Origin of the sequence: Saccharopolyspora spinosa NRRL 18395, from assembly GCF_000194155.1 — a bacterium.
Lineage (GTDB): Bacteria > Actinomycetota > Actinomycetes > Mycobacteriales > Pseudonocardiaceae > Saccharopolyspora > Saccharopolyspora spinosa.
Genome location: NZ_GL877883.1, coordinates 243,493 through 264,752 on the forward strand (window position 1 = coordinate 243,493; position 21,260 = coordinate 264,752).

The window sequence follows — 21,260 nt, forward strand, 5'->3', positions numbered from 1 at the left end:
ACTATGCGCGCTGCACCTGACCGTCGAGGACGGCCTGATCACGCGTTACGCCGTCTACGAGGACAGCCTCACCGGCGCCGAAGCCCTCGCCGAATCCCGAATCCTGATCAGGTCGCGGAGATCCAGCCCCGGGTGCGGAGCTCGTCGAGGAAGCGCCGGTAGCTGTCGTCCAGTTGGGACACCTCCGCCGGCACCGGCTCGACGAGTTCGCCCCCGGGCACCATCGCGGCTGCCGCCGTGCTCAGGTCCGGGTAGACCGAACCGCTGGCCGCCAGCAGCGCCGCACCCAGCGCGGTTCCCGCGCCTCGGACGCGCAGCACCGGGGCGTCCAGGACCGACGCCCTGATCCGGCACCAGGCGATGCTGCGGGCGCCGCCGCCCGCGGTGCGCACGGCGCCTTCCGAGGGGGCACCGAGCTGGGCCAGCCGCTCCAGGGCGAGCCGCTCGCAGAAGGCGACGCCTTCGAGGCGGGATCGGTACTCGTCGATCCGGTCCTCCGGCGCACCCAGCACGAACCGAGTGGCGTGCGCGGCGAGGAACGGGAACCGCTCCCCCTCGCCGCGCAGCGGGTAGTTGACCACGCTGGCCGGTCCCCGCTCGGTCGCCGCCGTGTCCAGGCCCGGCAGCTCAGCGGTGTCCACATCGGACAGCGCGGAGCCGCCGATGTTCGCCGCGCCGCCGGGCAGCCACATCCCGTCCGGGTGCAGGTGGCTGTACACCGCACCAGCCGGGTCGTGCACGAGTTCCTCGGCAACTCCCTTCAGCACCAAAGTTGTCCCGAGGACCGTCACGAACTGCCCGACGTCGACCGCTCCGCACGCCAGCTGACCGGCGCAGCCGTCGGTCATCCCGGCGCGCACCTCGCAGCCGGCGGGCAGGCCGGTCTGCGCCGCTCCCCTCGCGTCGACGGCGCCAAGCACCGTCGTCGGGCGCACGACCTCCGGCAGCAGGAGGTCCGGCACGCTCAATGCCTCGAAGACCTCGATCGCCCACTCGCCTGCCACGGCGTCGTAGCCGCTCTTCAGCGCGTGGCTGGAGTCGGTGGCGACGGGGTGCCCGACCAGCTTCCAGGCGATGAGGTCCGGGGTGTGGCAAACCAGCGCTGTGCCGTCCGGGAGGTGCCGCGCCAGCCAGCCGATCCGGGCCAGCCCGGAGCCCGCCGACGGGGTGATCCCGGTGCGCCGCCAGCGGTCCGCGCCGGCCTCGGCGGCGATCCGCGCTTCCGCTTCGGCGCGCCGGTCGTCGTACATCAACGCAGCGGTGAGCGGGTGGCCGTCGCCATCGACCGGGACGACCGTGCCCGAGGTCGCCGAGATCGAAAGTGAGCGGATCTCGGTGCGATGCGCTCCCAATGCCGTCGTGCATTCGGCGAGGCAGTCGCGGACCGCAGGCCACCAAGTGGTCGCGTCCTGTTCGGAGCGTCCACTGGGCGACCGCACCGGCTGCGGCAGCGGCCGGGACGCCGAGGCCACCACCGCGCCCGCCGGATCGTGGACCTGCACCCGGACGTTGGCGGTCGCGACGTCGACGCCCACGACTAGTTCGGTCACTAGGGCGCCATCCGTCCTGCGGGCCTCGCGGGCGAAATCCGTTCGCTCATCGTGCCCTCCCGCAACCTCTCCAACGCATCGGGCAGCTCGGTAAGCGAGTACACCGCCACATCGGGTTCGGCGAACTGCTCCGGCGTCGGTTCCGGCGGAGCTTCGCCGCGCACCACCCACACCGTGCGCAGCCCGACGTGGTGCGCGCCGCGCACATCCGTGTCGAGGCGGTTGCCGACGTGCACCGCGTTCTTCGGCTCGACGCCGGCTTCCTGCAGGGCGTGCTGGAAGATCCGCGGGTCCGGCTTCTCCGCGCCGACGACCTCCGAAACCGCCCAAATGTCGATGAAGTCGGCCACGCCATCCCGGCGCAACGCGTCCACGACGACCGCCCGCTGGTTGGCCACGACCGCGATTTTGTAACGCCCGGCGAGCTGCCGCAGCGTCGGGAGCACGTCGGGGTACAGCGCCGATGGCGGGTACTCCCAGTAGCGCTCGACGCGGTCGGACAATCGCTGCCGGTCCTGCGCGGTGAGGAACCGCTCGGCGACCGCGGTGCGCAAGGACCCGCCCTGGGCTTGGCGGCGCTCGTCGTAGACCTGCTGGAACTCGGCTTCGTCGATGCTCCGGCCGTCTTCGGCCGCCAATTCGCGCGCGGCACGCAGCAACGCGTCACGGTATGCCTTGTCGTCGTAGATGGGGCCGCCGACGTCGAGGAGCACGAGGTCGATGCGGTCGGCTCCCGATTCGGAACGGGGTTGATGCGGCACGTCGCGTCCTTCCGGTCGTGGTCCGCAACCGGGACCTTGGTGTCACATCCCGTCGCAAAAATAACACCAACTTTGAAATTTTTAACACTTAATACTGTGATGTTTTCGGGTCGAGCCGACCAGGCCGACCAGGTAGGCGGGATCCGCGGGGAACCCCCGTGACCACCATCGGTATCGACGCCGGCACCTCGGTGGTGAGCAGCGTCGCCTACTCCGCGGACGGCACCGAGCTCGCCGTCACCCGCCGTCCGACCAGGGTCGAGCACCCCCGGCCCGGCTGTGCCGGGCAGAACATGCCCGAGGTCTGGTCGGCCGTCGCGGACACCGTCGCCGAGCTCGTCGCAGGTCTCGGCACCGACGTCGCGGCGCTGACAGTCACCGCCCAGGGCGACGGCTGCTGGCTCGTCGATGCCGCCGGGCACCCGACCCGCCCCGCGCTGCTCTGCAACGACGCCCGGGCCTCGCCGGTGGGTTCCTACGACGTGATCTCCACCGCGATCGGCGCGGGCATGACCGAACCGGGGCAGGCCTGCACCATCCTCGGCTCCACGATCTGCACCGAGGTGATCAGCGAAGTCATCCGGGACTGCCTGGTCGCCAGCACCGCGCAACCCACGGAGCTGCGGCTCACCGGGGGTGGCTCGGCGGGCCCGCTGTGGCGCCAGATGATCGCGGACGTCACCGGGTTGCCGGTCGCCCGCACCACAGACGAACAGGCCGGCGCCCGGGGCGCGGCCGTGACAGCGCACGCGCTGGCGGGGCGCGACATCAGCGAGGTGGCCCGCGACCTGGTCGGGACATCCGATCCGTTGCAGCCAGACGAGGCCAACCGCGCGCTTTACGACGACGCCTACGCGCGGTTCGTCGGGATGCGCGATGCCGTCCAGGCGGCCGGTTGGTTCCGGCGCGCGAGTTGACGTCCGGGGGCTCATCGCGCACCTCCGACCAACTCGCCGCGCGGCCTCGACCAGGCGAGCTGGAGCAAGGCGGCGGCCTGCCGGGTGCCCCGGCGATCTCTGCGGCGGGCGAGCCGTTCGGCGACGAGGGCCCGAAAGCGCTCGGCGGTGTCGCCCAGCTGCGCTAGCGCCTGCTCCAGGCAATCCAGCGCTGAGCGCTGCTCGCCGGTGCACAGCAGCTCACAGATGGCGACGTCCAACGCCTGGGTGCGCAGTCCGTCGAGCTCGACTACGTCGCACTCCCGGATCCAGGCCTGGTGGATGACGAGGTCCGGCTGGGAGCGGAGTTCGCGGTCGTAGGGGATGGTCACGTGCACAACACCGCCGGCTGCGGAATCGCAGCCGTGCATCGCCGCCGCAGTCGCGCCGGACAGCACGGCGTGCGGCCCGGCGCGCAGCAGCGCGGCGGCTGCACGGGTCAGCTGGTCGTGGACTCGGGCGGCCGGGAAGACCACCCCGTACCAGGGCTCCACCCAGTCGCCTTCGTCGAGACCGGCCGCGAGCTCGGCGCAGCCGAGCACCTGCTCCGCGTCGTGGCGGTTCATGGCACCGTGCAGCGAAGGCCAGCCGCCCGGGCCGTCGTGTTCGGCGCCCTCCGGCGGCAGCTTTTCAGGGGAGATGATGTTCGCGGTCATGCCCTTAAAGAGGCGGAAACCCCGCGAACAGATACAGCAGCGACCGGATACACCTCAATCAGGTGGAATCGGCCGGGATCATCAGGACTCCGGCGAAGCGGCCCCGAGCTCGTACTCGAACCAGACCCGGTGCGTGCCGTCGGCGTCGACGGCCAATCCGCCACCGCCGGTGATCCCGGCCAGCTCACCGGTCCCGCTGAACGGCACGATGGTGAAGAACTCGTTGCTGCGGTCGCTGCCGGATGTGGTCGCCGAGTGGGCGAAGTTGAACGCGCCCTCGCGGCCGTGCAAAGAGCCCTCGAAGGACTCCATCGCCACGTAGGTACCGGCGCCCTTCGCCTGGTCGAACGCGGCGGTGAACAGCGTCGCCGAGCGGCCGACGACCTCACCCTCGAAGTGCTTCTCCATCGTCGAGACCCCGACGGCGACCCCGGTGGTCACGGTCGGGGATGGTGCCAGCTCCGTCGGGACGAACGCCGCCACGCTGAAGGTTCCGTCGGCTCTCATGCGCGGATCGTATTGCCACCCACCGACGAGCACGGCCTCCCGGTGGGAGCGGGAGGCCGTGGTGGTCAGCGTTCCAGGCTGGTCAGGGCGGTGTTCACCATCGCCCTAATGCCCACGAACAGCGCTCGCTCGTCCAACGCGAACGTCGGCTGGTGCAGGTCCTTCACCCGACCGACCCCGGAGTGCACGCCCAGCCGGGCGAACGAGCCCGGCACGTGCTCCAGGTACCAGCCGAAGTCCTCGCCGCCGGACGACTGCGGCGTGCTGGCCAGGGCGTCTTCGCCGAGCCCCGCCGCGATCCCGGCCCGGAACACCTCGGTGCTTTCCGCTTCGTTGACCACCGGCGGCACCCCGCGCCGGTGCTGCAGGTCGAACCCGACGCCGAGGGGTGCCAGCAGGCTGTGCACGAGTTCGTGCACCAGCGGCTCCAGCTTCGCCCAGGTGTCGCGGTCGCCCGTCCGCAGAGTTCCGGTGAGCACGCCGTCCTGCGGGATGGCGTTCGGCGCCTCCCCCGCGTGCACCGCGCCCCAGGTCAGGACGGTTCCGGTGCGCGGATCGACCCGGCGCGACAGCAACGTCGGCAGGCCCGTGATTACGCTGCCCAGCGCGTGCACCAGGTCCGCGGTCAGGTGCGGACGCGAGGTGTGCCCGCCAGGCGAGCTCAGCCGGAGTTCCAGCAGGTCACTCGCCGAAGTGATGGCCCCGACCCGCGTTCCGACCTGGCCCACCAGCAGCCGTGGGTCGCAGTGCAACCCGAAGATCCGGTCCACTCCGTCGAGTCCACCGGCGGCCAGCACGTCGAGGGCGCCGCCGGGCATCACTTCTTCGGCTGGCTGGAAGATCACCCGCACCCGGCCGGGCAGGTTCGGCGCGGCGGCCAGCGCCAGCGCGGCACCGAGTACGACCGTCGTGTGCGCGTCGTGCCCGCAGGCGTGCGCAACACCGTCCACTGTGGATGCGTACGGCAGTCCGGTGGCTTCGGTCAGCGGCAGCGCGTCGATGTCGGCCCGCAGCGCCACCGTGCGCTGACCGGGCCTGGTCTCGCCGCCGATGTCGCAGACCAGGCCGGTTCCCACCGGGAGGATCCGGGGACGCAGGCCGGCCCGGGTAAGCCGCTCCGCGAGGAACGCGGTGGTCTCGTGCTCGGCGCGGGAAAGCTCCGGATAGGCGTGGATGTGCCGTCGCCAGGCCACCACGCGGCGCGCGTTCTCCTCCAGCCAGACATCCAGCCAAGACGGTCCACGACCAGCACCGAGGTCGGCCACGGCGGATTCCACGCTGGACATGGTGCTGCCGATGGGCACACTCAGCCCGTCCACACCCGCAGCGAGGAGGGTGTCAGGGGCGACGGCGGAGCGCTCCGCCGCATCCCAATCCACTTCTTCCACCGCAGAACCAACATTCCGGGACTGACCCGGCTCCGGGCCACGAGAATCCACCACGGTCACGCCACGCCTCCCGACGCGCAGAACTCTTCCGACTAACTCCGACCGGACCGGTCGCGCACGGTCGCCAGCAGGCGATCTCGTTGCGCGCCGTCCAATGCGGCGGCCACCGCGGTCCAGGCCATCGCCACCGCCCCGTCGAGCACCGCTCGATCCGCGGCCGGGGTCGCGCAGGCTGCGGCGAATTCCGCCTGGTGGTTGACCGCGTCGCCGCAGTCCACCGCGATCATCGGATGGATCGCGGGCAAGGCCTGGGTCACGTTGCCCATGTCGGTGCTGCCGATTACCTGGCCCTGCTCTTCGCCCCGGTCGAGCGGTTCGCGCCCGAGCTCGGTGATCGCGCGGCGGTACGCCTCCGACAGCCATCCATCGGGGCTCAGCTCCGCGTAGACCGGGGAGATCCGCACGACTTCGTGCTCACATCCGGTCGCCGTCGCACCCGCCTCGAAGCAGGCCCGGATGCGGTTCTCCAGGCGCTGCACGGAGCGCGCTTCGGCAGCACGCAGGTTGTAGACCGCCGCAGTGTGCGCGGGAATGATGTTCGGTGCCGCGCCACCTGCTGTAACGATACCGTGCACCATCTGCCTCGGCTCCAGGTGCTGCCGCAACAGGCCGATGGCGACCTGCGCGACCGTCAACGCGTCGGCCGCGTTGCGGCCGAGTTCCGGGGCCGCCGCGGCGTGCGCCTCGCGCCCGGTGTAGCGGACCTCCAGGTCGGTGATGGCCAGCGAGGTCGGGCGGCAGACCTCTGCCCGCCCCGGGTGCACCATCATCGCCAGGGCGACGTCGTCGAAGACGCCGCATTCCAGCATCAGCACCTTACCCCCGCCGGTCTCCTCCGCCGGGGTCCCGATCAGCCGCACCGTGACGCCCAGGTCGTCGGCGATCTCCGCCAGCGCGAGCGCGGCCCCTACTCCGGCGGCGGCGATGACGTTGTGCCCGCAGGCGTGCCCGACCTCGGGAAGCGCGTCGTACTCAGCGCAGATGCCGACGACCAGCTCGCCGCTGCCCGCCTCGGCAACCAGTGCGGTGTCCAGGTCGGCGACCGGGGTTCGGACGGTGAAGCCGTGCCGGGCCAGCAGGGCCGCGACCTTGGCGGCGCTTCGGTGTTCGGCGAATGCGAGCTCGGGCTCGGCGTGGATGCTGCGGGAGAGCTCGACCAGCTCCGCTTCGTGGCGCTGCACCGAGGCGCGGCAGTGGGCGTGCGCTGCGGCGGAACGTTCGGCATCGGTGCGCGGGAGCGGGGTGGTACTCATTTGCGCCCAATCCTGCATCATCCGGACCTGGAACGCGGGCTCGGTGAGCGGCCGGGAGCTCACCGGTACCCACACTGCGACGAACGGGTGGCGCCGATTCGGCAGTGCCGAAGAATTCGAGTCCCGGCGATGCGGATTTACATATTGTTCAAGCCATCGATTGAATGCGCCGGCAACAACCGGGCCGACTGCGGAGGCAGTTCCGCGGTCGGGGCGGTGTCCGGGGCACCGGGGACTCGCGCAATCTCCAAGAAAAGGTGTGGGCCGGCACCGGTCGGGGGGCTTCCCGGTGCCGGCCCACGTCGGTGGGGGGCTAGATACCCCTTGGCTGGTGCACTGGAGTCGCCGTTACCCCTGGCGGGGCCGGGTCCGCGCACGCGGCCAGTTGTGAAAATCCCACAGGTTCGGCGCTAGGTCTAGTCCATGACGAGAATTGGTACGAAATAATCCCGCAAAGAACCGACCACCCCGCCGGTTTTTATCGCCGTCTGCTACTTCTTCCACTTGACGAAGAAGACGGCCTTCTTCCTCAGCTTGCGGGATAACAGCACGAGCGCGATCAACACGACTCCGGTGACGCCGAGGGCGAGGCGCTGCCGCTCGTCGGGCGGCGGCTGGGCGGGTGGAGCGGGCGGCGGGCCCGGTTCCTGGGCGAGAACCACCGACGCTTCGGTTGGCGCGGCTCTGCCCTCCGCCAACGCGGGCGGTGCGAACAAGAGGAACAACGCGATCGCGAGGCCAGCGAGCACGCGGCCGGTCCGCCACATTATTGCTCCACACCCTTCTAACGCCGCGTCCGTTGACCACACAGTCAGGCGGTCACCCATGCAGGTCTATTTGATCATATTCGACGCCGAGAGTGACCAGCCCCGCGCGACTTGTGCCGGATCGGCGCAGCGCCACACGCCTGCACACCACCCGGGTCAGCGAACCTGCCGCTCCCACTCGATCCGGTCGCCGAGCTCGTCCACCACCAGGGTCTCCCGGTCGATGCTGTCCGCGCGGTACGCCGCCCGGCCGACGAGCTGCGCCAACACCGGCGCGGTGAGCATCTGGAACAGGCCGACCAGGATCAGCCCCGAGGCGTAGATGAAGTCGAGCTGCGCCGCGGTGCCGATCAGGATCAGGATCAGCCCGAGGGTCTGCGGCTTGGTCGCCGCCTGCAGCCGGGCCGTCACGTCCGGGAAGCTCAACACCCCGATCGCGCCGAACAGGCAGGACAGCGCGCCGCCGATCAGACACACCGCGGAGAACACGTCCAACCAGCTCATCGGTACGGCTCCTTCTTCTCGATCAACCGCGCCGCGCTGACCGAACCGATGAAGGCCAGCAGCGCGAACGCAGCCAGCAGCGCGATGTTCGAGCCGTCACCCAGCCAGCCCATGCCGACGCAGGTCCCCGCGACGGTCAGCGTGACGAACACGTCGACCGCCACGATCCGGTCCAGGGTGGTGCGGCCGAGCAGCAACCGGACGACCACCAGCAGGCTGGCCACGCACAACAGGCCGAAGGTGATCGCGAAGACCCAGGCCATGCTCACCCCTTCCGTCCGCTCACCAGCGCCACCTCGTTCGCCGAGCCGACCGCCTGCACTACCCGCCGCTCCAGCGCCAGCACGTCGCGCCGCACCGATTCGACGTCCTCGACCCGCATGCCGAGCGCGTAGACGTAGCAGATCCGGTTGACCCGGTCGATCTGCAGGACGAACTTGCCGGGCGCCAGCGACACCGCGTTGGCGACCATCGCGGTGATGTGGTCGGAGTCGGTCCGCAGCGTCACCGCGACGATGCCCGACTTCGCGTTCGGCCCGTGGCGCAGCGCCTGCCAGGCCACCCGCGCCGTGGAGCTCACCAGGTCCCAGGCTAGGTAGCCGACCAGCTGCACCAGCCGCAGCAGCCGCACCTTGATGTTGGTGTTGATCGTCGGCAGCGGGAACACCGTGGACACCAGCAGCGCCACCACCAGGCCGAAGAACAGCGTGCCGAGGTCGAAGGTGCCCCACAGCATCACCCAGACCAGGGTCAGCCAGGCCACCAGCGGTAGCCGTTGCACCAGCCGCCGCCGACGGCCGATCGCCTGCTCACTCACTGGCGACACCTCCCAGCACCGCCGTCCGATAGGTCTCGCCGTTCATCAGGTCGGTCGCCGCCCGCCCGCTGACGTCGGCCAGCGGACCCGCCACCACGGCGATCACCACGCTCGCCGCCACCAGCACCCCGCTCGCGACGACCATCGGCCGGTTCGACGTGGCGGTGCCGACGACAAGCTCGTCGGTGGGATCGGGGTCCGGTTCCGGCGCCTTGACCTGGCCCCAGAACGCCCGGGTCCACACCCGCGCCATCGCGTACAGGGTGAGCAGGCTGGTCAGCACCGCCCCGCCGGTGACCGCGTAGGCCGTCCAGGTGCCCGCGCCGACTCCCGCCTGCAGCAGCGCCAGCTTGGCGACGAAGCCGGAGAACGGCGGCACCCCGGCCAGGCTCAGCGCGGGCAGCGCGAACAGCACCGCGATCAGCGGCGCGACCTTCGCCAGCCCACCCATCCGGGTCAGCGCCACGGTGCCGGTGTGCCGCGTGATCAAACCGCTGACCAGGAACAACGTGGCCTGCACGGTGATGTGGTGCACCACGTAGAGGATCACGCCCGTCAGCCCCACCACGTCGTAGACGCCGAGCCCGAACAGCATGTACCCGATGTGGCTGACCAGCAGGAACGACAGCAGCCGGTTGAGGTCGTTCTGCGCCAGCGCGCCCAGCGCGCCGACGATCATGGTGATCAGCGCGATGCCCAGCATCAGGTTCCAGCTCTCGGAATGGCTGAAGACCAGCGTCTGGGTGCGGATCAGCGCGTAGATGCCGACCTTGGTCAGCAGTCCGGCGAACACCGCGGTGACCGGCGCCGGCGCGGTCGGGTAGCTGTCCGGCAGCCAGAAGTGCAGCGGCACCATCGCCGCCTTCACCCCGAAGACGATCACCACCAGCAGCGCGAGCGCGATCTGCAGTCCGTCCGGCAGCTGCTGCACCTTCTCGCCCAGGTCGGCCAGGTTTACCGTGCCCGTGGACGCGTACACCAGCGCGATCATCGTGATGAACAGCAGCGACGAGGCCAGGCTGACGATCGTGTACGTCATGCCCGCCCGGATCCGGGTGGCCGTGGTTCGCCGGGTGATCAGCACGTACGACGAACTCAGCATGATCTCGAACGCGACGAACAGGTTGAACAGGTCGCCGGTGAGGTACGCCAGCGACACGCCCGCGCACAGCATCAGGTACATCGGGTGGAACGTGGTGCTGGAGCGCTGGCGACCGTAGTCGGTGATGCGCTGGCCGATCGAGTAGATCAGCACCGCGAAGGTCACCACCGACGAAACGACCAGCAGCAGCGCCGAAAGCCGGTCGGCGACGAGGGTGATGCCGAACGGCGCTGGCCACGCGCCCATCTGCAGCACCACTGGGCCGTAGCGGTCCGCGACGTAGAGCAGCACGGCCGCGTCGACGATGATCCCGCCGAGCACCAAGAGCCCGAGGGCGCGTTGCAGGTCGGCGAACCGACCCAGCGCCAACGACAGTCCAGCAGCGGCCAACGGCAACAACACGGGCAAGGCCACTAGGACTGTCACTGCGTGGCCTCCTTTGCCAGTTCTTCGGTGGTGTCGTCCTCGGACTCGGCGAGGCGGCGCTCCATCCGCTGGATGCGCCGGTCCTCCACGTCGTCGCGGACCTCGTCGTGGCCGAGCAGCGTCCACGACCGGTACGCCAGCGCCAGCAGGAAGGTGGTCAGCGCGAAGGTGATCACGATCGCGGTGAGCGCCATAGCCTGCGGCAGCGGGTCGGCCATCTCGTTCGGCGGCGTGGTGCCGATCATCGCGGCACCGGCCGGCGGGCCGCCGGCGGTCTGCAGCAGCAGGTTCGAGCCGTGGCCGAGGATCACGATGCCCAGCAGGATCCGCATCAGCGAGCGCTGCATCAGCAGGTAGAAGCCGACCGAGTAGAGCACGGCGAGCACGACCGCCATCGTCAGGTTGACCGTCATCGCTGCCCCCTGGCCGCCGCTTCGACGTCCGCCTCGATGCCCGATCCCAGGGTGCGCAGCAGGTCCAGCACGACGCCGACGATCAGCAGGTACACCCCGCTGTCCAGCAGCACGCTGGTGACGAACTTGATCTCGCCGAGTAGCGGCACGGTGAACTTGTAGATCGCGGTCTCCAGGATCTGCCCGCCGAAGAGCAGCGGCAGGAACGCGGAGCCGGTCGCGATGGTCAGGCCGAGGCCGATGAGCACCGGCGGGCGCATCGAGACGACGGCGCTGTCGTCCATCCGGCCGCCTGCCAGGTAGCGCAGCACGAACGCCTGCCCGGCGACCAGACCGCCGCTGAAGCCGCCGCCGGCCCGGTCATGCCCGGCGAACAGCAGGTAGATCGACAACACCAGCACCGTCGGGAACACGATCCGGGAGGCCAGCTCCAGCAGCACGGTGCGCTGCGTCCCCTCGCGGGGGAAGCCGGACAGCAGCCAGCGTTCGCTCGGGGCGTCCCAGCTCGTCCAGGCGGGCTTGGGCCTCGTCGGCGATGTCATTCGCGCACCTCCTCCTGCTGCTCGGCAAGGGCCGGGGTCTTGACCCGCGTCGCCGGTGCCACCCGGGTGCTGCGTTTCCGCCGTTCGTGCCGGGACGCCAGGATCAAGCTGGCGACGCCGGTCGCCGCGACGGCGAGCACCGAGATCTCGCCGACGGTGTCGAAGGCGCGGAAGTCGACGATGATCGCGTTGACCACGTTGGTCGCGCCGGCGCCCTTCTCGGCATTGGCAATGAACTCGGCGCTGGCCTCCGACGGCGCCTGCCGGGCCGCGCCGAAGATGATTGCGGCCAGCGCGATGAACACCCCGGCGGCGCCGGCGATGATCGCCTTGGGCACCCGCAGCGCGCGGGTGGTCCGGGTTTCGGTCTGGGTGAAGCGAACCGGCAGCCGGCGCAGCACGAACACGAACGCCACCAGCGTCAACGTCTCGACCAGGAACTGCGCCAGCGCGAGGTCCGGGCCACCGTCCACGATAAACAGCCCACCGATGCCGTAGCCGACGACGCCGACCAGCAGCACCCCGGTCAACCGGCGGCGCGAGCGCAGCACCGCGATCGCCGCCACGACCACCACGATCCCCAACGGGATCTGCAGGAGGTTGTCGTAGAGGCGCAGGTCCTCCGGCACGCTGGCCCGCATCACCAGCGCCGAGCCGGGGATCGCCAGCACGGTCAGCAGGATGATGCCGAGGTAGGTCGGCAGCGAGCCGACCTGCAGGCGACCGGTGACCCCGACCGCGATCCGCTCCAGCAGAGCCATGATCCGCTCGTACCCACGCTGCGCGTCCAGCAGCCGCGGCAGCTCGTTGCGCAGCGCGGTCAGGCGCACCCGCCCTAGGTGCAGCACGACACCGCCGGTGACCGCGATCGCTGACAGCAACAGCGGCAGCGTCAAGCCATGCCAAAGTCCCAGGTGGTAAGGGTTGTCGCCGACCGGGAAGGCGCTGGCGTAAGCGCTCGCGAGACGGTCGGCGACCGGGAACCCGATGCCCAGGACAACGCCTGCGAGCGCGGGCAACCCGGCGGGCGCCAGCGACTCGAAACCGGCTGGCTTCGCCTCGGTCGGCGCGAGGTCCCGCTTCGCCGCGAAGGCGCCCCACAGCAGCCGGAGGCTGTAGGCGACGGTCAGCATCGAGCCGGCCACCAGCACCACGTCCACCAGCAGTTCCGGCTGGGAGCCGCCGAGGAAAGCGCTGAACGCCGCTTCCTTGCCGACGAAACCGAGCATCGGCGGCAGCCCGGCCATCGATGCCGCGCCCAGGGTCGCGATCCCCGCCAGCCACGGCATCCGGCGGCCCAGCCCGGACAGCTCCCGGATGTCGCGGGTGCCCGCTTGGTGGTCGATGATGCCGACGACCAGGAACAACGTGGCCTTGAACAGGCCATGCGCCAACAACATCGTGGTCCCGGCGACCGCCGCCGTGTAGGTGCCGGTGCCCAGCAGCACCATCAGGAAGCCGAGCTGGCTCACCGTGCCGTAGGCGAGCAGCTTCTTCAGGTCGTACTCGTGCAGCGCCCGCCAGCCGCCCAGCAGCATGGTGGCCAGGCCGAACACCACGGTCGGCAGCCACCACTGCGGCATGCCGGCGAACACCGGCCCCAGCCGGGCCACCAGGAACACACCGGCCTTGACCATCGACGCCGCGTGCAGGTACGCGCTGATCGGGGTCGGCGCCACCATCGCGGCGGGCAGCCAGTTGTGGAACGGCAGCTGCGCGGACTTGGTGAACGCGCCGACCAGGATCAGCACCGCGGCCACTGCGACCGGGGTGCCACCGGGCGGCTTCGCGATCAGCTCGGAGATCCGGTAGGTGCCCGCGGACTCGCCGAGCACCACGAAACCGAGCAGCATCACCAGCCCGCCCAGGCTGGTGATCATCAGCGCCTGCAGCGCCGACCGCCGCGACTCGCGACTGATCCCGGCCTGCCCGACCAGCAGGAACGAGCAGATCGTGGTCAGTTCCCAGAATACGTAGACGGTGATCAGGTCGTCGGCGAAGACCAGCCCAAGCATCGCGCCAGCGAAGGCCAGCAGCAGCGGCGCGGAACGCCTCGCGGCACCGCTACCGCGGCTGAAGTACGCGTCGGAGTAGATCAGCACCAGCGCGCCGATGCCGGCCACCAGCACGGTCATCAGCAGAGCGAGCGGGTCCAGCCGGAAGCTGAACTCCAGCCCGATCAGCGGCGCCCACGCGACCGTCTCGGTGATCACCTGCCCGGCCAGCACCGGTTGCGCCTGCGCCAGCACCCACACCAGCGCCGCCGCCGGCGGGACGGCCGCGGTCAGGAACGCGACACGGGTGCTGCGTCGGGCGAGGAACGGGAGCGCGAGAGCCACCAGCAGGTGCACGATGACGAACGCGAGCAAAAGCACCTCCTCGACGCCGATTGGTCGTGGTCACCCGGACCCGCCGACACCCGACCACCGGGATTGTTCGCCAACGCCACCGCAGACGCACCGCGACGAACGATGTCGGCGGCGTGCAAACGCTGCGAATATCGGCTTGAGGAAGGCTCGGGCCACCGATGCACAGCGAGGTCCGATCTGAGCCCAACTTATCCGAAACGCCCCAGTCCGAGCCAATCCGCCACCGGCGGCGTATTGGCCGCTCGGAGGCCCCTTTTCGTTGCGACGAAATGACCTTGGCGACATCCGGGGAGGCATCGTCGCGACCGTCGGCGTGGGATTGTTCACTTTTCGTAACGCCGATACCGCCACGCCGGGTGATCGCCTCGGCGGTATCGGGTAATAGTCCCAGCTGAGCAACGATCCTCGCCGGTTCCGCCTCGCCCGTCCTGCCGAGCATGGAAAATATGGCCGTGCCCACGGATAGCTACGAGCCCGAAACCCTGGCCGGCGCCGGCCGGCTGATCGCGGACCGGTACCGCTTGGACAGCAAGCTCGGCGGCGGTGCGATGGGCACCGTTTGGTCCGGCACGGACGAGCTGCTGCGCCGCCAAGTGGCGATCAAGGAGGTCAAGCTCCCGCCGGGGATGCCGGACGAAGAGGCCGCGGAGCTGCGCGAGCGGGCGCTCCGGGAAGCCCGCGCCATCGCCGTCCTGTCGCACCCCAACGTCGTGACGCTCTACGACGTCGCCCGCGAGGACGGCGAACCGTTCGTCGTCATGGAGCTGGTGCCGTCGCAGAGCCTCGCAGCGATCCTCGGCAAGCACGGCACGCTCGACGACCATCAGCTGGCGATGATCGCCGACGGCGTCGCCTCCGGGCTGGATGCCGCCCACCGGGCGGGCATCGTGCACCGCGACGTCAAACCCGGCAACGTGCTGATCGGCGACGACGGCCGGATCAAGGTCAGCGACTTCGGGATCTCCCGCAACATCGCCGAGCACACCATCACCAGCACCGGCATCCTGCTCGGCACCCCGGCGTTCATCGCCCCGGAGGTCGCCGCGGGCGAGGCCGTCACCGCCGCCGCCGACCTGTGGGGGTTCGGCGCGACGATGTTCGCCGCGGCCGAGGGGCGCACGCCCTACGACGTGCAGGACGATCCGCTGGCCACCGTGACGGAGGTGGTGCGCGGTCCCGTGCCGGTAATCACCCGGCCAGGCCCGATCGGCGACATCGTCCGGGGCCTGATGGTCAAGGACCCGACGCAGCGGATGCCGTTGACCGAAGCGCGCCGCCGGATCCAGCACCTGCTGCCCGAGCCCGGGGTCCGCCCGTTCGCGATGCTGCTGGACCCGGATGCGCCGACGGTGAAGGTGCGGCAGCGGGTGTCGTCGTCGCCTCCGCCGGTGCAGCAGCCCTCGATCGGAACTGGCTCGGTGCCGCTGGCCCAGGATCCCGGCCTGCCGCCGTTCGCGTTGAAGGATCCGCCGCCGCAGGCGCGCCGCAGGTCGCCGTGGGCGGTGCTCGCGCTCGGCGTCGTCGCGGTCGTGCTTTTCGCCGCCGCACTGGCCGGGGGTTTCGCCGCGACCCGGCTGGCCGCGGGCGCGTCGGTGCTGCCGGATTCGGCGCCGCCGCTGGTCCGGCCCGGTCAGTTGTACCTGATCACGCACCACGACATCGCGAAGCACACGGCCGCCCCGAACGCCGAGGAGTTCAGCATCAAGGCCCCGGGCGATCCGGGCTGGCGGCTGTTCCACAGCGAGCGCAACGACTTCGCCAACAGCGCGGTGGTGTCGTTCGTGTCCCCGGACGGCACCACGGAGATCGCCGTGCAGCGCTACGGCGGTTTCTTCCGCTCCGGCAAGGAGATGTCGGACTACCAGGCGGAGCTGCAGAACTCCGCCGCGGGCCCATCGGGGGTCACCGTGGAGTCCGCCGTCTCCACCGGCCCGGACCAGCAGCGCCTGAAGTACCGGACGACCGAGAAGTCGCTGATCGGCTCTCCCACCGAGGGGCGGCAGCTCAGCGCCGCCGCGGAGTTGATCCGCCACGGCAACGACCTCTGGATCGTGCGGGTCACGGTACCGAGCCGCCAGACGCAGACCAGCGAACCGATCCTCAACCAGATCCAGCCGACCCTGCACATCGGTCCATGAGGATGTACCCGCAGCCCATCTGCCGTCAGCTGCGGGAATGTCCTCATCGGACGTAGCGGATCGCAGTTCTTCGTGCGCATCGCGGACCGCGGTCCGGACGTTGTGTCGGCGCGCAAGGGACGATCCGGCGCTGGTTCGGGTGTTGTCACGGGTTCCCCGATCGTGGAGAACCGGAGTGATGACTCCATATATTCGGAGTCATCACTCCGGTTGGCGTCACTCCGTTCGCCGTGCCCTGCGTGTTCGTGCTCCGGGTGCGGGACGCCAGATCGTCGAATCTCGCGACTACGGCGACCACTTCGCCTTCGCCAGAGCCAGGGTGTGCTCGACGCGCTTGTCGCGGGCTGAAACGCCGCCGCGCGGCTCGGCACGGACTAAGCTGCGCGCCCGTGACGCCTACGACGACTTCCGACCCGTCCGCGGCCGCCAGCGCGGCCGCCGCCAAGCTCGCCGAGCTCACCGGCATCGGCCGCCACGACATCGTCGTGGTGCTCGGCTCCGGTTGGCAGCCTGCCGCCGAGGAGATCGGCCGGCCGGCCACCGAGCTGAGCATGTCCGACCTGCCGGGGTTCGCGGCGCCTGGCGCGATCGGACACAGCGGCAAGATCTGGTCCGTGCCGGTGGGCGAAAAGCGGGTGCTGGTCACGCTCGGGCGGACGCACCTGTACGAGGGCAAGGGCATCGAGCCGGTGGTGCACGGCGTGCGGACCGCGGTCGCCGCCGGGTGCCGGACCGTGGTGCTCACCAACGCCGCCGGCGGGCTGCGCGAGGGCATGCAGGTCGGCCAGCCGGTGCTGATCAGCGACCACGTCAACATGACCGCACGGTCGCCGCTGGTCGGCGCGAACTTCGTGGACCTCACCGACCTTTACTCGCCGCGGCTGCGGGAGCTGGCCCACGGCATCGACTCCTCGCTCGAGGAAGGCGTGTACGCCGGGCTGCCCGGTCCGCACTTCGAGACGCCGGCGGAGATCCGGATGCTGCGTGGGCTAGGCGTCGACCTGGTGGGTATGTCCACGGTGCTGGAGGCCATCGCGGCCCGCGCCGAAGGCGCCGAGGTGTTCGGGCTGTCGCTGGTGACGAATCTGGCTGCCGGGCTGTCCGGGCAACCGTTGAACCACCAGGAAGTCCTGGACGCCGGCAAGGCCTCGGCCAGCCGGATGGGCAAGCTCCTGCGCTCCCTGCTGGAAGCCGCGTAGGAACAGCCGTTTCCGGACTCGTCCCGGGTGGCGGTGCGGGTGGCGGGTTCTCAGACGCCGTCCGGACCCCGGGATCACCGATTCGTGTCTGCCCAATACGCGGATCCGGTGGGCTGTCCTCGCCGGACGACGTCTGAGAACCCGCGGCGGTGCCGCTTGCCGGGGGCCGAGCAGCTACGCCGCCGCAAAGGCAAAAGACCGATCCAGCTTACGAGCAGTCGCCGCAGCACCCAGAATCACTGAGGGAACCATTCAGGATGCAACGGAGCTCTGGAGGTGGCGTGACGCTGGATGCGCAGGTGCGCGAGGCCGCTCGGCGCTGGATCGCCGATGACATCGACGCGCGAACGCAGGCCGAGTTGCAGCAGTTGCTCGACGCCGAAGACGCGGAGCTCGCGGACCGGATGTCCGGCATGCCGCAGTTCGGCACCGCAGGCCTGCGCGCAGCGGTGCGCGCGGGTGCGAACGGCATGAACCGCGCCGTGGTCGTGCGCACGACTGCGGGCGTGGCGGCCTGGTTGACCGAGCAGGGTCACGGCGGCGGTGTCGTGGTGGTCGGTCGCGACGCGCGGCATGGCTCGGAGGACTTCGCCGCCGACGCCGCCGGTGTGCTGGCCGGCGCCGGTTTCGACGTGCGGATGCTGCCCGAACCGCTGCCGACGCCGGTGCTGGCCTACGCCGCCCGCGCGCTGCACGCGGTCGCGGGCATCCAGATCACCGCATCGCACAATCCACCGCACGACAACGGCTACAAGCTGTACCTGCAGGGCGGCATTCACCTGGTGAGCCCGACCGACACCGAGATCGAGGCGGCGATCGCCGTGACTCCGGCGGCGAACGCGGTGCCGCGCGAGGAAAGGTGGTCGATCTGCGAGTCCGCACTCGACGACTACCTGGCACGGGTGTCGACGCTGCCGCGCGGCAACGCCCGCAGGCTCCGGATCGCCGCGACCGCATTGCACGGCGTCGGCGCGCAGACGCTGCTGCAGGCATTGCATCGCGTGGGCTTCGATGACGTGCACCTCGTTGCGTCCCAAGCGAAACCGGACCCGGACTTCCCCACCGTCGGCTTCCCGAACCCGGAGGAACCGGGGGCGACCGACGCGCTGCTGGAACTGGCCGCCGAGGTCGGCGCGGACCTGGCGATCGCGCTGGACCCAGACGCCGACCGGTGCGCGCTCGGTGTCGAGGAGGACGGCGCCTGGCGGATGCTGCGCGGCGACGAAACCGGCGTCCTGCTCGCCCAGCACATCCTGTCCACACTGGACTTCGATAGGGATCCAGACCCGTTGGTGGCGACCACGATCGTTTCGGCGACCATGCTGCGCTCGATCGCCGCCGAGTCCGGCGTCCGCTACGACGAGACGCTGACCGGGTTCAAGTGGCTGGTGCGCGCCGGTGACGGCGCCGGAACCGGCCTGGTCTACGCCTACGAGGAAGCGCTCGGGCATTGCGTCGACCCGGACGCGGTGCGTGACAAGGACGGCATCTCCACCGCCGTCCTGGCCAGCGACCTGGCGGCCACTGCGAAGGCATCCGGGCGCAGCATTCCGGAGCTGCTCGACGCGCTTTCCGCGAAGCACGGCGTGCACCAGACCGGCCAGGTTTCGGTGCGGGTCACGGATCTGAGCGCAATTCCGCGAATCATGCGGCGGCTCCGCGAACGGCCGCCGACCAAGCTCGTGGAGACCACTGTGGACGTGGACGACCTGCTGCCAGGAACTGATGCCCTGGTGATCAACGGTACGGGTGGGCTGCGCGTCGTCATCCGCCCGTCCGGGACCGAACCCAAGCTCAAGTGCTACCTGGAGGTCGTCGAGCACGCCGGCGAACTCCCGCTGGCGGCGGCGAAGCAGCGGGCCGCGGACCGGCTGGACGCGCTGAAGCAGGCGGTTTCCGATCTGGTGCGGGGGGACTGACGATGGCGAGACTGCTGATCGTGCACCACACGCCGTCGCCGGGCATGCAGGCGATGTTCGAGAAGGTCGTCGCGGGCGCCACGACAGACGAGATCGAGGGCGTCGAAGTCGTGCGGCGAGCGGCGTTGAGCGCCACCGCCAGCGATGTCCTCGAAGCCGACGGCTACCTGCTGGGCACCCCGGCGAACCTCGGCTACATCAGCGGCGCGCTCAAGCACTTCTTCGACACGATCTACTACCCGTGCCTGGATTCGACGATCGGCCGACCGTACGGCTGCTACGTGCACGGCAACGAGGGCGTGGAGGGCGCGCTGCGGGCGATCCGGTCGATCACGACGGGTATGTCGTGGCAGCAGGTGGCGGAACCGGTCACGGTGCTCGGCCAGCCGGACAAGGATGCGCTGGAGGCCTGCTGGGAGCTCGGCGCCACCGTCGCGGCCGGGCTGATGCCCTGAACAGCCGCAACGACGTTTCCGAACTCACATCGACCGCGGAACGGCGTCCCGTCCGGAGCTGGCGGGCGGCGAATTCGCGCGAAATCGCCGTGTTCCGCGACCAACCCCAGTTGATCTTGGTCCGCCCGGTCGGAGTAACCTGATCGTGTCGTCGGGGCGCGCCCCTTGACGGCAGTGGGGCACCCCGGGCAAAGCCCGCCTTCCCTCATCAACGTGCGATGTTCGGGGCGCCCCGCACCTAGCTCATGGTAATCGGCCGACCGGTTCGACCAGCTCAGCAGGTCGATCGAGGAGAAATGCGCAGGACTCCGGCAGCATTTGCCCGGCCGCAGGGGTTACCCTGCGACAGTGAGTGAGGAAGCGATCCGACTCGAACTCGACGACTCCGGCGTCTCCGTGGATCTCCCACAGCCCCCCGGTCCGAACGATCAGGTTCAGGGCGTTCCCTACCGACCTGTCGAGTTCCGTGACGACGACCTGTCGGCCGCCCTGGAGCGGTCCGCCCAATGGCTTCGCGAAGCCCAGAACTGGCTGGGTGAACCCATCGATGTCATCGCAGTCCACCTGGACTACGACGATCGCGAAGGTGCCCCCTACTACGAACTCAAGTTGCTCTGCAACGAAGAGGATCTAGCAGGAGCACCGATCGCCCTGCGGAGACTGCAGAGCGGCGCCGTCGGCTGAGACCCGCGGCACGTACCGGCGTGGTCGGCCGACCACGGCGAGCAGTGCCGGAAACCAACGGACCTCGGCCGCAGAACCGAACGAATTGATCGCGATGGCCCGCCCGGCCCCCCGGGCGGGCCATCGCCGTCGAGAGCTCGGCAATAGCGAATCACATTGCGCGCCACGGATTCGCGCACCGACGGGAAGGTTCAGACCTTGGGCTTGGCCCAGCGCTCCAACTGGTCCGCCACTTCGGGGAGTCCTCGCTGGTCGCGGCCGACCTCGCGGACCAGCACGAGGGCCGTCTCGTCGTCGGCTTCCACCCACCAGCCGTTCACGTCGCACATCGCCACCGCGGCCACCCAGGCCAGCCGCCAGTTGCCCTCGGCCAGCGGCCGGGTGCGCACGATCGAATCCAGCAACGCGGCCGACTTCAGCCACAGCGTCTCGTAGGCGGGTACGCCGAGAACCTCCGCGCGCGGGCGGTACGCCGCCGCGTCAAGCAGTCCGCTGTCCCGCACCAACAGGTCGCCGTCGGCCACGGCCGTCGCGAGCAGGAGCAGGTCGGATGTGTCGAGATATACGGTCACCGGTCAATAGTTGATCACGCGGGGCCGAGCTTGTCCAACAAGCCCTGATATCGGGGCAGAATGCGTCGCATTACGTCGTCTAGCTGCTGTTCCTTCTGCTGCCGCGCCCAGCGCTCCGCTAGTGCGCTGCGCACGACCTCCTGCTTGGACCGCCCCTCGGCCGCCGCGAGCTCGGCGAGCCGATGGTTCTCTTCCTCGGTGAGGCGCAAGGTCATGGCCATGCGGTCGATGGTATCGCACTGA

General features: G+C 70.0%; 22 protein-coding genes. 6 read left to right on the forward strand and 16 right to left on the reverse strand.

Going from position 1 to position 21,260, the window contains the following annotated elements; genetic code table 11:
• Positions 1-107 precede the first annotated feature (107 nt).
• The gene (locus SSPN_RS0139185) at positions 108-1,550 is read right to left on the reverse strand and encodes an FGGY-family carbohydrate kinase (RefSeq protein WP_010315752.1); all 1,443 of its coding nucleotides are present in this window, start codon (positions 1,548-1,550) and stop codon (positions 108-110) included.
• The gene (locus SSPN_RS0139190; RefSeq protein WP_010315753.1) at positions 1,550-2,311 is read right to left on the reverse strand and encodes an HAD family hydrolase; all 762 of its coding nucleotides are present in this window, start codon (positions 2,309-2,311) and stop codon (positions 1,550-1,552) included. Before SSPN_RS0139190 ends, SSPN_RS0139185 begins: the two co-directional genes overlap by 1 nt.
• Before the next feature lie 158 nt (positions 2,312-2,469).
• Between SSPN_RS0139190 and SSPN_RS48100 the strand changes: the two genes are divergently transcribed.
• Positions 2,470-3,228: an FGGY family carbohydrate kinase gene (locus SSPN_RS48100; protein WP_010315754.1), complete on the forward strand. Its 759-nt coding sequence runs from the start codon at positions 2,470-2,472 to the stop codon at positions 3,226-3,228.
• An 11-nt stretch (positions 3,229-3,239) separates the two neighbouring features.
• On the opposite strand, the gene SSPN_RS0139200 is transcribed toward SSPN_RS48100, so the two are convergent.
• The 12 genes from SSPN_RS0139200 to mbhE all read right to left on the reverse strand — a co-directional run bounded on the left by SSPN_RS0139200 (position 3,240) and on the right by mbhE (position 14,050).
• The gene (locus tag SSPN_RS0139200) at positions 3,240-3,902 is read right to left on the reverse strand and encodes a hypothetical protein (protein WP_010315755.1); all 663 of its coding nucleotides are present in this window, start codon (positions 3,900-3,902) and stop codon (positions 3,240-3,242) included.
• An 81-nt stretch (positions 3,903-3,983) separates the two neighbouring features.
• On the reverse strand, positions 3,984-4,409 hold the full coding sequence (locus tag SSPN_RS0139205) for a DUF3224 domain-containing protein (RefSeq protein WP_029536168.1): 426 nt from the start codon (positions 4,407-4,409) through the stop codon (positions 3,984-3,986).
• Between the two features lie 65 nt (positions 4,410-4,474).
• Positions 4,475-5,857, reverse strand: a complete 1,383-nt coding sequence (locus SSPN_RS0139210) for a M20 family metallopeptidase (RefSeq protein ID WP_029536169.1) — start codon at positions 5,855-5,857, stop codon at positions 4,475-4,477.
• A gap of 32 nt (positions 5,858-5,889) precedes the next feature.
• The gene (locus tag SSPN_RS0139215) at positions 5,890-7,110 is read right to left on the reverse strand and encodes a M20 family metallopeptidase (protein WP_044577276.1); all 1,221 of its coding nucleotides are present in this window, start codon (positions 7,108-7,110) and stop codon (positions 5,890-5,892) included.
• Positions 7,111-7,601: 491 nt separating this feature from the next.
• The gene (locus tag SSPN_RS0139220) at positions 7,602-7,877 is read right to left on the reverse strand and encodes a hypothetical protein (protein WP_010315762.1); all 276 of its coding nucleotides are present in this window, start codon (positions 7,875-7,877) and stop codon (positions 7,602-7,604) included.
• 156 nt (positions 7,878-8,033) lie between these two features.
• Positions 8,034-8,381, reverse strand: a complete 348-nt coding sequence (gene mnhG, locus SSPN_RS0139225) for a monovalent cation/H(+) antiporter subunit G (RefSeq protein WP_010315764.1) — start codon at positions 8,379-8,381, stop codon at positions 8,034-8,036.
• A complete protein-coding gene (locus tag SSPN_RS0139230) occupies positions 8,378-8,644 on the reverse strand; it encodes an MrpF/PhaF family protein (protein WP_029536170.1) in 267 nt (88 codons plus the stop codon). Before SSPN_RS0139230 ends, mnhG begins: the two co-directional genes overlap by 4 nt.
• Positions 8,645-8,646: 2 nt before the next feature.
• Positions 8,647-9,198, reverse strand: coding sequence for a Na+/H+ antiporter subunit E (locus SSPN_RS0139235; protein WP_010315767.1), 552 nt, complete (start codon positions 9,196-9,198; stop codon positions 8,647-8,649).
• Positions 9,191-10,726, reverse strand: a complete 1,536-nt coding sequence (locus SSPN_RS0139240) for a Na+/H+ antiporter subunit D (protein WP_029536172.1) — start codon at positions 10,724-10,726, stop codon at positions 9,191-9,193. Before SSPN_RS0139240 ends, SSPN_RS0139235 begins: the two co-directional genes overlap by 8 nt.
• The gene (locus tag SSPN_RS0139245) at positions 10,723-11,139 is read right to left on the reverse strand and encodes a Na(+)/H(+) antiporter subunit C (RefSeq protein ID WP_010315771.1); all 417 of its coding nucleotides are present in this window, start codon (positions 11,137-11,139) and stop codon (positions 10,723-10,725) included. The genes SSPN_RS0139240 and SSPN_RS0139245 overlap by 4 nt, the downstream gene beginning before the upstream one ends.
• On the reverse strand, positions 11,136-11,681 hold the full coding sequence (locus SSPN_RS0139250; RefSeq protein ID WP_010315775.1) for an MnhB domain-containing protein: 546 nt from the start codon (positions 11,679-11,681) through the stop codon (positions 11,136-11,138). The genes SSPN_RS0139245 and SSPN_RS0139250 overlap by 4 nt, the downstream gene beginning before the upstream one ends.
• Positions 11,678-14,050, reverse strand: coding sequence for a hydrogen gas-evolving membrane-bound hydrogenase subunit E (gene mbhE / locus SSPN_RS0139255; RefSeq protein WP_010315777.1), 2,373 nt, complete (start codon positions 14,048-14,050; stop codon positions 11,678-11,680). Before mbhE ends, SSPN_RS0139250 begins: the two co-directional genes overlap by 4 nt.
• 446 nt (positions 14,051-14,496) lie before the next feature.
• Here mbhE and SSPN_RS0139260 point away from each other — a divergent pair, with 446 nt between their 5' ends.
• The 5 genes from SSPN_RS0139260 to SSPN_RS0139280 all read left to right on the forward strand — a co-directional run bounded on the left by SSPN_RS0139260 (position 14,497) and on the right by SSPN_RS0139280 (position 20,445).
• The gene (locus SSPN_RS0139260; protein ID WP_010315779.1) at positions 14,497-16,188 is read left to right on the forward strand and encodes a serine/threonine-protein kinase; all 1,692 of its coding nucleotides are present in this window, start codon (positions 14,497-14,499) and stop codon (positions 16,186-16,188) included.
• 389 nt (positions 16,189-16,577) lie between these two features.
• Positions 16,578-17,387 carry a purine-nucleoside phosphorylase gene (locus SSPN_RS0139265; RefSeq protein WP_010315781.1) on the forward strand — a complete coding sequence of 270 codons (810 nt, stop codon included), beginning with the start codon at positions 16,578-16,580 and terminating at the stop codon, positions 17,385-17,387.
• Between the two features lie 257 nt (positions 17,388-17,644).
• Positions 17,645-19,306, forward strand: coding sequence for a phospho-sugar mutase (locus SSPN_RS0139270; RefSeq protein ID WP_044577188.1), 1,662 nt, complete (start codon positions 17,645-17,647; stop codon positions 19,304-19,306).
• A 2-nt stretch (positions 19,307-19,308) separates the two neighbouring features.
• On the forward strand, positions 19,309-19,761 hold the full coding sequence (locus SSPN_RS0139275; RefSeq protein WP_010315785.1) for a flavodoxin family protein: 453 nt from the start codon (positions 19,309-19,311) through the stop codon (positions 19,759-19,761).
• 348 nt (positions 19,762-20,109) lie between these two features.
• Positions 20,110-20,445: a hypothetical protein gene (locus tag SSPN_RS0139280; protein ID WP_010315787.1), complete on the forward strand. Its 336-nt coding sequence runs from the start codon at positions 20,110-20,112 to the stop codon at positions 20,443-20,445.
• Between the two features lie 191 nt (positions 20,446-20,636).
• Here the strand turns inward: SSPN_RS0139280 and SSPN_RS0139285 are convergent, their stop codons facing one another.
• Entirely contained in the window at positions 20,637-21,017 is a 381-nt protein-coding gene (locus SSPN_RS0139285) for a type II toxin-antitoxin system death-on-curing family toxin (RefSeq protein ID WP_010315789.1), read from the reverse strand.
• A gap of 14 nt (positions 21,018-21,031) precedes the next feature.
• Positions 21,032-21,238: a type II toxin-antitoxin system VapB family antitoxin gene (locus SSPN_RS0139290; RefSeq protein ID WP_010315791.1), complete on the reverse strand. Its 207-nt coding sequence runs from the start codon at positions 21,236-21,238 to the stop codon at positions 21,032-21,034.
• Positions 21,239-21,260: the final 22 nt, after the last annotated feature.